Here is a 12,234-nt window from a genome sequence, read left to right as displayed (position 1 = left end):
CGGCGAGGAGCCGGGGCGGCGGTCCGCAGGCGGCGGGCAGGTCAGGGCCGGGGCAACCGGCCAGGGCCGTCTCAGTCCTCGCCGTAGCGCGGATCCACGGTCTCCGGAGTCAGCCCGAGCAGCTCGGCCACCTGCTCGACGACGACCTCGTGCACCAGCGCCGCCCGCTCGTCCCGGCCCTTCGTGCGGATCTCCACGGGCCGCCGGTACACGACGACGCGCGCCGGCTGTCCCTCCCCGGAGGGCACCGTGCCGCCCAGCGGAACCGCCTCGTCGTTCCAGGCCCGCCCGGGGCCGTCCAGGCGCGGCACCTCGAGGACGAGGAAATCGATGTCGGCGAGCTGCGGCCACCGCCGTTCCAGCCGCTCCACGGAGTCCTGCACCAGATCCGCGAAGGCATCGGCACGACTCGCGGCGAGCGGTACCTGGGGCGGCGCGATCGGGCCGCGCATGCCCCGGCCGTGGCGATCACGGCGGCGGGGCCCGGGGCCGGCGACACGGGGCGGTACGGGGTTGTCCATCACTGACGAAGCGTAGTCCCCGCCGGAGCCGCACGCCGCGCCCCGCACGGCGTGCCGGGCGCGGTCCGGCCACCCGGGACGGCATGTCGCAGGATGACCATTCCGGCCAAGGTTGGGCTCGATTCCGTATCCTCCGAGACCGGCGATCACGGGGCAAATGACGGTGTTTGTACGGACTGTTGACCGGATGCGGGGCGGCCCGAAGCCCTGTGAACGCGCGTCCTCGCAGGTCAGCCGGGTGGGCCCGGGGAGGTGTGTGGGGCGATTCACAGCACGACACGGTGGAGTGACCTGGGGGAGAGTCGTCGCGGCCCGCTCAAGAGTGCGGTACCGTCCAACGTCGTGAGCCCTGTACGTCGCTGTTCGCGCACCGCTTGCGGCCGTCCCGCCGTCGCGACGCTGACGTACGTCTACGCCGACTCGACCGCGGTCCTCGGCCCGCTCGCCACCTACGCCGAACCCCACTGCTACGACCTGTGCGCCGAGCACTCCGAACGCCTCACCGCCCCGCGCGGCTGGGAGGTCGTACGGCTCCTCGACGGTTCCGCTCCGGCCCGTCCGAGCGGCGACGACCTGGAAGCGCTTGCGAACGCGGTGCGTGAGGCGGCCCGCCCCCAGGAGCGGGCGGCCGGTGCGGGCGGCGGCGGCCGCAGGGCGGACCCGATGGAGGTCGCGCGCCGCGGGCACCTGCGCGTGCTTCGCTCGCCCGACAACTGACCACGCTTTCCCGGTCGTCCACCCCGTTCTCGTGTGCGTTCCGTGCACGTTTCGCTCAGTGGTGCACAGGCATTGACGCCCCCTTGTCGCGGACACGACCATTCCGTACCGGCGGGAAATCGCTTTCCGCATGCCGGAATCCGGGGAGGCGCCTGTGTACGTCCAGGAACTGGAACCCGTCGCCGATTCGCTCGGCCTGTCCGCGCTCGTCGCGGCCCTGCCCCTGCTGATCGTGCTGGTCCTGCTCGGCGGGGTGCGCCTGAAGGCGCATCTGGCGGGTCTGGCGGGGCTTCTCGCGGCCGTTCTGGTCGCCTGGCTCGCGTACGGCATGCCGCTCGACCAGACGGTCTCCAGCGCCGTCCAGGGGGCCGTGTTCGGCCTCTTCCCCATCCTGTGGATCGTCGTCAACGCCCTGTGGGTGTACCGGATGACCGTCCGCACACGTCACTTCGACATCCTGCGGCGCTCCTTCGGACGGCTGTCCGACGACCCGCGCATCCAGGCACTCGTGGTCGCGTTCTGCTTCGGCGCGCTCCTGGAGGCCCTCGCGGGATTCGGCGCGCCGGTCGCGATCTGCTCGGTCATGCTCGTCGCGCTCGGCTTCGACCCGGTGCGCGCGGCCGTGGTCTCCCTGGTGGCCAACACCGCGCCGGTGGCCTTCGGTGCGATGGCCACACCGGTGGTGACGCTCGCTCAGGTGACGGGGCTGCCGCTGGACGACGTCGCCTCCGTGGTGGGCCGTCAGACGCCGCTGCTCGCCCTCGTCGTACCGCTGGTCCTGGTCTACCTGGTGGACGGTCGGCGCGGTCTGCGCGAGACCTGGGTGCCCGCCCTGGTGTGCGGAGTCGCCTTCGCCGTCGTCCAGTTCGCGGCCTCCAACTACGTCTCTCCGCAACTCGCCGACATAAACGCCTCCTTGATCGGCGCGGGTGCCCTGGTCGCCGTACCGCACGCGCGCGTACCGGCCACCGAGTCGGTACGCGCGTCCGTGCTGACCGGCTCGCGGGACGAGGAGCTGGACCAGGAGGACCCGCGGCGCGAAGTCCTGCGCGCGTACGCCCCGTACGCACTGATCGTCGTGGTCTTCTCGGTCGCGCAGATCCCGGCCGTCAAGGACTGGCTGGCCAGGGCGACCCAGACGTACGACTGGCCGTTCCTGGACGTCGCGGGGCCCGACGGGAAGCCGGTCGGCGGCAACGTCTTCTCCTGGCCGATCGTCTCGACGGGCGGCACCCTCGTGCTGATCGCCGGTGTGCTGACGGCGGTCGTGCTCGGCATGCACGCGCGTGTGGCGGCCAGGGAGTGGGTGGCGACCGTGCACGAACTGCGGTTCGCGATCCTGACCGTGACGTCCGTGCTGGCGCTCGCGTACGTCATGAACCTCTCCGGACAGGCGGGCACCATCGGCCACTTCGTGGCGGCGGCCGGCGCGGGCCTCGCGTTCCTGTCGCCCGTTCTCGGCTGGTTCGGGGTGGCCGTCTCCGGCTCGGACACCTCGTCCAACGCCCTGTTCGGGGCGCTGCAGGTGACCGCCGCGCGCGAGTCCGGCCTGTCTCCCGCCCTCCTGGCCGCCGCCAACAGCTCGGGCGGCGTCCTCGGCAAGATGATCTCGCCCCAGAATCTCACCATCGCGTGCGCGGCCGTGGGCCTCGCGGGCCGCGAGGGTGACCTGCTGCGCAAGGTGCTGCCGTGGACTCTGGGCCTGCTGCTGGTGATGTGCCTGATCGTGGTGGGCCAGAGCACACCGGTCCTGGGATGGATGCTGCCCTGACCCCTGCCGCCGTCCCGGCTCTTACCCGTCCCTCACCCGGCCCTGACCTGAGGTTACGTTCCGAAGCTCCACTCGGGGCGCGCGCAGCACGCGGGCATCCCGTACGGGTAGTTTGGGGCGACCGACAGGACTTTCAGGAGGGTTGGCCGTGGCTGCTGATCTGTCTCAGATCGTGAAGGCGTACGACGTACGCGGGGTGGTCCCGGACCAGTGGGACGAGGCGCTGGCCGAACTCTTCGGAGCGGCCTTCGTCCGGGTGACCGCCGCCGACGCGATCGTGGTCGGCCACGACATGCGGCCGTCGTCGCCCGGCCTGTCGCGTGCCTTCGCGCGCGGGGCCGCCGCGCAGGGCGCCGACGTGACCGAGATCGGCCTGTGCTCGACCGACCAGCTGTACTACGCGTCGGGCGCGCTGAACCTGCCCGGCGCGATGTTCACGGCCTCGCACAACCCCGCGCGGTACAACGGCATCAAGATGTGCCGGGCGGGTGCGGCGCCGGTGGGCCAGGACACGGGCCTGACGCAGATCCGCGAACTGGCCGAGCAGTGGACGGAGTCGGGCGCTCCGCAACCGGCCGCGGAGCGGGGAACGATCACGCAGCGCGACACATTGTCGGACTACGCGGCCCACCTCCGCTCCCTCGTCGACCTGACGTCCGTCCGCCCGCTGAAGGTCGTCGTCGACGCGGGCAACGGCATGGGCGGCCACACCGTCCCCACGGTGTTCGACGGGCTGCCCCTGACCCTCGTCCCGATGTACTTCGAACTCGACGGCACCTTCCCGAACCACGAGGCGAACCCCCTGGACCCGGCGAACCTCGTCGACCTTCAGCAGCGCGTCCGGGAGGAGGGAGCGGACATCGGCCTCGCCTTCGACGGTGACGCGGACCGCTGCTTCGTGATCGACGAGCGCGGCGAACCGGTGTCCCCGTCCGCGATCACGGCCTTGGTGGCCGCGCGCGAACTGGCGCGCAACGGCGGCAAGGGCGTGATCATCCACAACCTGATCACGTCGTGGACGGTCCCGGAGGTCGTCAGGGAGCACGGCGGCAGCCCGGTCCGCACCCGCGTCGGCCACTCCTTCATCAAGGCGGAGATGGCCACCTCGGGCGCGATCTTCGGCGGCGAGCACTCCGCCCACTACTACTTCAAGGACTTCTGGAACGCCGACACGGGCATGCTCGCCGCCCTCCACGTCCTCGCCGCCCTCGGCGGCCAGGCCGGTCCCCTGTCCGCCCTCACCGCCGAGTACGACCGTTACGTCGGCTCCGGCGAGATCAACTCCACGGTCGCCGACCAGGCCGCCCGTCTGGCAGCCATCAGGGCGGCGTACGGCGCCCGCGAGGACGTCACCCTCGACGAACTCGACGGCCTGACGGTCAGCTCCGCCGACTGGTGGTTCAACGTCCGCCCGTCCAACACCGAGCCCCTCCTCCGTCTGAACGCGGAGGCCCGCGACGAGGCGACGATGGCCAAGATCCGCGACGAGGTGCTGGGGATCATCCGGGCCTGATGTCCCGCCGCCGCGGGGCGTGCCCCGGAACCTCCCGGAACGACGGCCGCCGTCCACAGGCACCGCTCCGATCCGCCCCCCACGGCGGTAACCTGACCAGGCACATCCGCACAACCGCACGCCGAAGCAAGCGCACGCGAACCCGCTCGAAGGGACACCCCATGCCGCTCGAAGCCGCCCTCCTGGAGATCCTCGCCTGCCCGGCCTGCCACGCTCCGCTCGAGGAGCAGGAGACCGAGCTGGTCTGCACGGGCGCCGACTGCGGTCTGGCCTACCCTGTCCGCGACGGCATCCCCGTCCTGCTCGTGGACGAGGCCCGCCGCCCCGCGTGACGCCGGGGCCCGCCCCTCGCGCACAGCGCCCCGGTCCACAACAAGGCGCCCCCCGGCGGCGCGCACACAAAGACGCCGGCGATCGGAGGCTGCCGCCCATGCTCGACGAATCGTTGCTCGACGCCCCCGAGGCCCTCGCGGAGTCCGACCGCCGCGGCCTGCTGCGCGGCGCCGCCGAAGCGGGTGCCCGCGTCCGCACGGCCGCACGCCACGCCGCCGAGGCAGGCGTCGGCGACCTCAAGCCCGACGGCCGTCCCCGCGCCGTCCTCATCGCGGGCCCCGGCGCCGCCGCCATCTGCGCCGCCGACCTCCTCGGCACGCTCGCCGGCCCCGGCAGCCCCGTCATCCGGCTCGCGCCCACCGGTGTCGCCCCCGCCGCGGGCGCGCTGCGCTGGGAGCTCCCGGGCTGGGCCGGTTCGGTCGACCTGCTGCTGATCGCCACCCCCGACGGCACCGAGCCGGGCCTGTCCCTGCTCGCCGAAGCGGCCTACCGCCGGGGCTGCTCGGTCGTCGCGGTGGCCCCCGCCGGCACCCCGCTCACGGAGGCGGTGGACGGAGCCCACGGCCTCTTCGTACCGATGGCGACAGCCCCGTACGAACACGACGAGGAGGAGCTGGCCGCATCCGCCCCCGGCGTCCTGTGGGCGCTGCTCACGCCGCTGCTCACCCTCCTGGACCGCACCGGACTGCTGAGCGCCCCGCCGGAGGCCGTCGAGAAGGTCGCCGACCGCCTCGACCACATCGCCGAACGCTGCGGTCCCGCGATCGCGACCTACAGCAACCCCGCCAAGACGCTCGCCGCGGAACTCGCCGACTCGCTGCCGGTCGTGTGGACCGAAGGCGTCTCGGCGGGCCCCGCAGGCCGCCGTTTCGCCGCCGCCCTCGCCGAGCTCTCCGGCCGCCCGGCGGTCGTCGCCGAACTCCCCGAGGCACTCGCCGCGCACAGCGCCCTGCTGGCCGGGCCGCTCGCCGCCAGCGCCGACCCGGACGACTTCTTCCGCGACCGCGTGGACGAGGCGCCCGCGCTGCACGCGCGCGTGGTGCTGCTCCGCGACCGCCCCCTCGGCGGCCTCACCGCGGCCCCCGCAGCCCGCGACCTGGCCCTCAGCCACGACACACCGATCAGCGAACTGGAGCCGGAGCCGGGCGGCGAGCTGGAGACGCTCGCCGAACTGATCGCCATCACGGATTTCGCCGCCGTTTACCTGGCGCTCGCCTCGGGGGCCTGATCTTGACGCCGACCCCCTGACCGCCGTACGCCACGCGAGGACGAGTACGTACGCCACGCGAAGACGGAGTGCTCACGTCAGGCGAAGACCGATTGCGTACGCCACGCGAAGACAAGGGCGTCGTCCGCACGAAGACGTCGTACGCACGAAGAACCGGCAGAAAGAACCGCAACCGCATGGACCGCCTGGACAACACCATCCGTCCCTACGCCTGGGGCTCAACCACCGCCATCCCCGCCCTCCTCGGCGTCGAACCGAGCGGTGAGCCGCAGGCGGAGATGTGGATGGGCGCCCACCCGGGCGCACCCTCGCGCACGGCGCGCGGCACGCTCGTCGAGGTCGTCGACGCGGACCCGAAGGGGGAGCTCGGTCCGGCGGCCGTCGCCAAGTTCGGTCCCCGGCTGCCCTTCCTGTTCAAGATCCTCGCCGCCGGCGCCCCGCTCTCCCTCCAGGTGCACCCCGACCTGGCGCAGGCCAAGGAGGGGTACGAGGACGAGGAGCGCCGCGGCATCCCCGTGGACGCCCCTCACCGCAACTACAAGGACGCCAACCACAAGCCCGAACTGATCTGCGCGCTCACCGAGTTCGACGGCCTGTGCGGCTTCCGCGACCCGCTCCAGGCGGCCGATCTGCTGGCCGGCCTCGGCGTGGACTCCCTCAAGCCGTACGTCGACCTGCTGCAGGCCCACCCCGAGGACGCCGCCCTGCGCGAGGTCCTCACGGCGATCCTCACCGCCGACCCCGAGGAGATGCACCGCACGGTCACCGCGGCCGCCTCCGCCTGCACCCGGCTGGGTGGCGCGTACGCCCCCTACGCGGACGTCGCCCACCACTATCCGGGCGACCCCGGCGTCATCGCCGCGATGCTCCTCAACCACGTGCGCCTGCAGCCCGGCGAGGCCCTCTTCCTGGGCGCCGGCATCCCGCACGCGTACCTGAACGGTCTCGGCGTCGAGATCATGGCCAACTCCGACAACGTCCTGCGCTGCGGCCTCACTCCCAAGCACGTCGACGTCCCCGAACTCCTGCGCATCGTGCGCTTCGAGGCGAGCGACCCGGGCGTGCTGCGCCCCGAGGCGTCGCCGGACGGAGAGGAGGTCTACGAGACGCCGATCGACGAGTTCCGGCTGTCGCGATACGTCCTCCCCGAGGGCGGCACCACCCACGACCTCACCCGCGACACCCCGCAGATCCTGCTCTGCACGGCCGGTACCGTGCGGGCGGACGGGCACGAACTGCGCCCCGGCCAGTCGGTCTTCGTCCCGGCCGGCGAGCAGGCCGAAGTCTCCGGAGCGGGCACGATCTTCCGTGCCACTGTGATCGTATGACCGGGGTTGTGGACACCTGAGACGCCGCTGCCGGGTCGGGCTGCAAGAATGGCCCACCGGCAAAGGACGGGCAAAGGCGGCGGGCGAGGGCCCGGCCGGCGCAGGGTACGTAGGCGAAGGGACATCGCGAACACATGAGCGCGTCAGGCGGCAGCAAGGCGATCGTGGCGGCACTCGGCGCCAACCTCGCGATCGCGGCATCGAAGTTCGTGGCGTTCGCGTTCAGCGGTTCGTCGTCGATGCTCGCCGAGGGCGTTCACTCGCTCGCCGACTCCGGCAACCAGTTCCTGCTGCTGATCGGCGGCAAGAAGGCCCAGCGCGAGGCGACTCCGCAGCACCCCTTCGGCTACGGCCGCGAGCGGTACATCTACGCCTTCCTGGTCTCCATCGTCCTGTTCTCGGTCGGCGGCATGTTCGCCATCTACGAGGGCTACGAGAAGATCCGCCACCCGCACGCGGTGGAGCACTGGTACTGGCCCGTGGGCGTCCTGGTCTTCGCGATCATCGCCGAGGGCTTCTCGTTCAAGACGGCCATCAAGGAGTCGAACGAACTGCGGGGCAAGCTCTCCTGGTCGCAGTTCATCCGCCGCGCCAAGGCCCCCGAGCTGCCTGTCGTCCTGCTGGAGGACTTCGGCGCGCTCATCGGCCTGGTCCTCGCCCTCGGCGGCGTCGGTCTCGCGCTGCTCACCGGCGACGGCGTGTGGGACGGCATCGGCACGGTCTGCATCGGCGTCCTGCTCGTCATGATCGCGCTCGTCCTCGCCTCCGAGACCAAGTCGCTTCTGCTCGGTGAGTCCGCGGGGGTGGAGGAGGTCAGGAAGATCGAGGACGCCATCGTCGACGGCGACACGGTCACCGGCATCATCCACATGCGCACGCTCCACCTCGGCCCCGAGGAGCTGCTGATCGCCGCCAAGATCGCCGTCCAGCACGACGACACGGCCGCCGAGGTCGCCTCCGCGATCAACGCCGCCGAGGCGCGCATCCGCGCGGCCGTCCCGATAGCGCGCGTCATCTACCTCGAGCCGGACATCTACAGCGAGGCGGAGGCCACCAAGGGCCCGGACCGCGAGGCGACGCCGGGCGGCCCCGCGCCGCACCCTGCCGGTCACTGACACCGCTTCGCCGTACGGCAAAGGGGCCCGCCGAGCACTCGGCCGGCCCCTTCGTCACACCTGCACGGCCCAAGGCGGGGGAGGCGGCACGACGACACGCTTCCGCACGGCGACGGCCGCGATGCCCAGCCCCAGCCCGGTGAGCGCCAGCATCAGCCCCACCAGCGCGGCCATCCCGAGCAGCTTCAGGCCGGTGTAGTCGTCCGTCACCCGGCCCTGCACCGCGCTCACCGGCACCGTCCCGCCGTGGTCGTCGGCGAAGAACCGAGAATCCCTCGAATCCAGCCGGTGATCGCCGAGCATGAAGAGCCGCCCCTTCGGCACCTTCACGTCGTACGGCCGTTGCATACCGTCGGCGATCCCGTCCGACACGTAGGGCTCCGTGAGCGGCCTGCCGTTCACGAGGAGCCGTTCGTCCTTGCCTTCCCCCTTGCAACAGACGATGTGATCGCCGCCCACACCGATGACGCGCTGCAGGACGGCGGCCTGGTAGCGACCCGGCGCCGTGTAGAGCACCACGTCGCCCCGCCGCACCTCGGTCCCGTCCATCCGCTCGAACACCAGCTGCTGCCCCTGTGTGTAGGTGGGCGACATGCTGTCGCTGGCCACGGTCGTGCCGTGGTAGCCGGTCCACCCACTCACCAGCGCAACGATCACCAGCACCACTCCCAGTGGCCCCAGCACCCCCGCCCATATGCCCAGCTTCCGGGCCTTGCTCATCGCCACTCCCTCCCCACGCGGAACATCCGCGCCGGCGCAGAGGCTAGCGACCCTCTGTGAACCGTCTGTGCGGGGCCCGCTTCCGGGCGGACGCGGGCCTCGCACCGCTATCGGATCTCGCCCAGCACCCCGAGGACCGCCCGCTCGTCCTCGGCCGCCGTCAGGCGCTCCCGGAAGCCGGCGTCCGTCAACTTCCGTGACAGCAGCGCCAGAATCCGCAGATGCTCATCGCCCGCGGCGGCCTCCGGTACGGCGATCATGAAGACCAGTCGCGCCTTCGTACCGTCCATCGAGCCCCACTCGACGCCCTCCTCGGAGCGCGCGAACCCGACGACCGGCGCCGTCACCGCGTCCGTCTTGGCATGCGGGATCGCGATCTCCTCGCCGAGCCCGGTGGTGCCCTGCTCCTCGCGCCGCAGCGCCGTCCGCACGAGCTCGTCCACGTCCGCCACGTCACCGCTGTGCGCCAGCAGCTCCGCCATCTCGCGGATCGCGTCCTCCTTCTCCTGCGCGCCGAGACGGACCTTGACGGTCCGCCCGGTGAGATAGCCGGAGAGGACGTCGGGGCCGGCAGCAGCGGCGTCACCGGTGCTGGCGTTGAGGTCGGCGGACTCGGCCGGAGCGCCCTCGGATGCGGATGCGGATGCGGAAGCGGTCGATCCAGTTGATCCGCTCGCCGGATCCGAAGCGGGCAGGGGAGATCCGCTCACCGCCTGCGTCGGTACGACGGCGGGCGCAGCCGAACCCGACGACGACGCCCCTGCTCCCACCGCGACCAGCGCCGGCTCGGGACCGGCCGTACCCGCGACGGCCACCGCGGGCGCACCGCGCCGCATGCGTTCACCGACGTCGACCAGGGCCACCGTCGTCAGCGCGGTGACGACCGTGCCGATCACCACCGCCACGAAGAACATCGGCACGCCGCTCACCGCGCCCAGCACCGCCACGATCGGCCCGCCGTGCGGCACCGCGTCCTTCACGCCCGCGATGCCGGCGACCGCACCGGCCACCGCGCCGCCGAGCATGTTGGCCGGGATGACCTGCGCGGGCCGCGCAGCCGCGAACGGGATCGCGCCCTCGGAGATGCCGAAACACCCCATGAACAGGGACGCGAGACCGGTCTCCCGTTCCTGCTCGGTGTAGAGCCCCTTCCGTACGAGCGTCGCCAGCCCCTGTCCCAGCGGCATGACTGGGATCGCGGCAGCGCACATGCCCATGACCGTCTGGTTGCCGGTCGCGATGAGCCCCGCGCCGAACAGGAACGCCGTCTTGTTGACCGGCCCGCCCATGTCGAACGCGATCATGAGCCCGAGAATCGCGCCGAGCAGGATCGCACTCGTGCCGGTCATCCCGCCGAGCCAGCTGGTCAGGTGCTCGAACACCCAGGAGATCGGCTTGCCGATGACGTAGATGAAGAACATCCCGAGGGCCGTCGTCGCCACGATAGGGATCACGATGATCGGCATGATCGGCTGCACGAACTTCGGGACCTTGACCTTCTTGATCCACAGCACCAGATACCCGGCGAGGAACCCGGTCACGATCGCCCCGATGAAGCCGGCGCCCGCCTTGGAGTCGTACAAGGACCCCGTGTTCGCGATCCAGCCGCCGATCATGCCCGGCACGAGTGCGGGCCGGTCGCCGATGGCGTACGCGATGTACCCGGAAAGGATCGGCACCATCAGCGTGAAGCCGATGACGCCGATGTTGTTCACGTCCATCCAGAAGGAGTCCTTCGGGATGACCAGGCCGCCGGAGGGGTCGGTGTGCCCGCCGAGCGAGAGCGAGATGGCGATCAGCAACCCGCCGACGACCACGAACGGGATCATGTAACTGACCCCGTTCATCAGCGCCTTGTACGCGACGCTCCGCTCCCGGCCACCGCCCGTCGGCGAGGCCGCCGCGGCGCTCCCGGGCTCGTGCACCGGCGCCGAGCGCACCTGCTCGATCAACCGCTCGGGGTGACGGATTCCCTCGGCCACCCCGACCCTCAGGACCCGCTTGCCCGCGAAACGGCTCAGATCCACGTCCTTGTCCGCGGCGATGATCACGCCGTCCGCAGTGCTGACATCGTTGTCATCGAGGACGTTTTCAGCCCCGATCGATCCTTGCGTCTCCACCTTCATCTCGATGCCGCGGCTCTCGGCTGCCTGCGCGAGCTTCTCCGCGGCCATGTACGTGTGTGCGATGCCGGTCGGGCACGCGGTCACCGCGAGCAGCTTCAGCCGCTTCCGCTCGGTGCCGCCGTTGCCCGTGGGGGGAGGGCCGGCCGGACTGGTCACGTCGATCTCCTAACGTCTTCGTCACGCGAAGCGCCGTCCCGGACGCCCCGCAGGAACGATCAGAGGTTCCCGATCTCCGAGGCATCCTGCATCACGTGACGCTCCCCGCAAAGATGCAAAATTCCCTGTTCATGCGGTTCTGAAGGCACCTGTTCCCCCGTTCGTACGTGTCCTGTCATCGCGCCCTGGAACCCTGCGACCCCCATCCGCCGTCCACGGCGATCGGCGGGATGCGTTCGGAGGTGGACTGGGGGCGGCCGGGCCGACCGGTGTAGCTTGGGTGAGAGCCAGACGTCGCTGCTGATGGCGGTCGGGCGGTCCCACCGCGGACCGGCCGAGGGAGAGAGGGCCTCCGACGGACTGCGCTGCGCGTACGCGGGCATGCCAGTGTCCTCTTCGGGCACCCCTGTGTCCGCCGCCGTGCAGACCAGCCGTACCCACCTCGCCCCAACCCCGAGGAGCAGCTCGCAATGACGACTGTCGACAACCGACAGGACTTCAAGGTCGCCGATCTCTCGCTGGCCGAGTTCGGCCGCAAGGAGATCACCCTCGCCGAGCACGAGATGCCCGGCCTGATGTCGATCCGCAAGGAATACGCCGAGACCCAGCCGCTGGCCGGCGCCCGCATCACCGGCTCCCTGCACATGACCGTGCAGACCGCCGTCCTCATCGAGACCCTGGCCGCCCTGGGCGCGCAGGTCCGCTG

The 12,234-nt window shown here is 71.4% G+C and carries 11 protein-coding genes; 8 read left to right on the top strand and 3 right to left on the bottom strand.

Annotation, left to right across the window (positions count from 1 at the left end; translation table 11 throughout):
• Positions 1 to 71 precede the first annotated feature (71 nt).
• Positions 72 to 521, bottom strand: coding sequence for a metallopeptidase family protein (locus ACIBN2_RS20135; protein ID WP_399136664.1), 450 nt, complete (start codon positions 519 to 521; stop codon positions 72 to 74).
• Between the two features lie 291 nt (positions 522 to 812).
• Here ACIBN2_RS20135 and ACIBN2_RS20130 point away from each other — a divergent pair, with 291 nt between their 5' ends.
• The 7 genes from ACIBN2_RS20130 to ACIBN2_RS20100 all read left to right on the top strand — a co-directional run bounded on the left by ACIBN2_RS20130 (position 813) and on the right by ACIBN2_RS20100 (position 8,526).
• On the top strand, positions 813 to 1,238 hold the full coding sequence (locus ACIBN2_RS20130; protein WP_393868665.1) for a DUF3499 domain-containing protein: 426 nt from the start codon (positions 813 to 815) through the stop codon (positions 1,236 to 1,238).
• 154 nt (positions 1,239 to 1,392) lie between these two features.
• A complete protein-coding gene (locus ACIBN2_RS20125) occupies positions 1,393 to 3,009 on the top strand; it encodes an L-lactate permease (RefSeq protein ID WP_399135847.1) in 1,617 nt (538 codons plus the stop codon).
• Between the two features lie 148 nt (positions 3,010 to 3,157).
• The gene (locus ACIBN2_RS20120; protein WP_399135846.1) at positions 3,158 to 4,522 is read left to right on the top strand and encodes a phosphomannomutase/phosphoglucomutase; all 1,365 of its coding nucleotides are present in this window, start codon (positions 3,158 to 3,160) and stop codon (positions 4,520 to 4,522) included.
• Between the two features lie 161 nt (positions 4,523 to 4,683).
• Positions 4,684 to 4,854, top strand: a complete 171-nt coding sequence (locus tag ACIBN2_RS20115; RefSeq protein WP_399135845.1) for a Trm112 family protein — start codon at positions 4,684 to 4,686, stop codon at positions 4,852 to 4,854.
• A gap of 98 nt (positions 4,855 to 4,952) precedes the next feature.
• Positions 4,953 to 6,083 (top strand): SIS domain-containing protein, encoded by a 1,131-nt coding sequence (locus ACIBN2_RS20110; RefSeq protein WP_399135844.1) that lies wholly within the window; start codon positions 4,953 to 4,955, stop codon positions 6,081 to 6,083.
• Positions 6,084 to 6,259: 176 nt separating this feature from the next.
• A complete protein-coding gene (gene manA / locus ACIBN2_RS20105; RefSeq protein ID WP_399135843.1) occupies positions 6,260 to 7,411 on the top strand; it encodes a mannose-6-phosphate isomerase, class I in 1,152 nt (383 codons plus the stop codon).
• 134 nt (positions 7,412 to 7,545) lie between these two features.
• Positions 7,546 to 8,526: a cation diffusion facilitator family transporter gene (locus ACIBN2_RS20100; RefSeq protein ID WP_399135842.1), complete on the top strand. Its 981-nt coding sequence runs from the start codon at positions 7,546 to 7,548 to the stop codon at positions 8,524 to 8,526.
• A 54-nt stretch (positions 8,527 to 8,580) separates the two neighbouring features.
• On the opposite strand, the gene lepB is transcribed toward ACIBN2_RS20100, so the two are convergent.
• Together lepB and ACIBN2_RS20090 are read right to left on the bottom strand one after the other, a co-directional pair.
• On the bottom strand, positions 8,581 to 9,246 hold the full coding sequence (lepB, locus tag ACIBN2_RS20095) for a signal peptidase I (RefSeq protein ID WP_399135841.1): 666 nt from the start codon (positions 9,244 to 9,246) through the stop codon (positions 8,581 to 8,583).
• A gap of 107 nt (positions 9,247 to 9,353) precedes the next feature.
• Positions 9,354 to 11,528, bottom strand: coding sequence for a fructose-specific PTS transporter subunit EIIC (locus tag ACIBN2_RS20090; protein WP_399135840.1), 2,175 nt, complete (start codon positions 11,526 to 11,528; stop codon positions 9,354 to 9,356).
• A 470-nt stretch (positions 11,529 to 11,998) separates the two neighbouring features.
• On the opposite strand from ACIBN2_RS20090, the gene ACIBN2_RS20085 reads away from it, so the two are divergent.
• Positions 11,999 to 12,234: adenosylhomocysteinase (locus ACIBN2_RS20085; protein WP_399135839.1), on the top strand; the 236-nt coding region annotated here is incomplete at its 3' end.

Source organism: Streptomyces sp. NPDC050534 (genome assembly GCF_044457745.1).
Lineage (GTDB): Bacteria > Actinomycetota > Actinomycetes > Streptomycetales > Streptomycetaceae > Streptomyces.
This window is presented reverse-complemented; position numbering and strand designations above follow the sequence as displayed.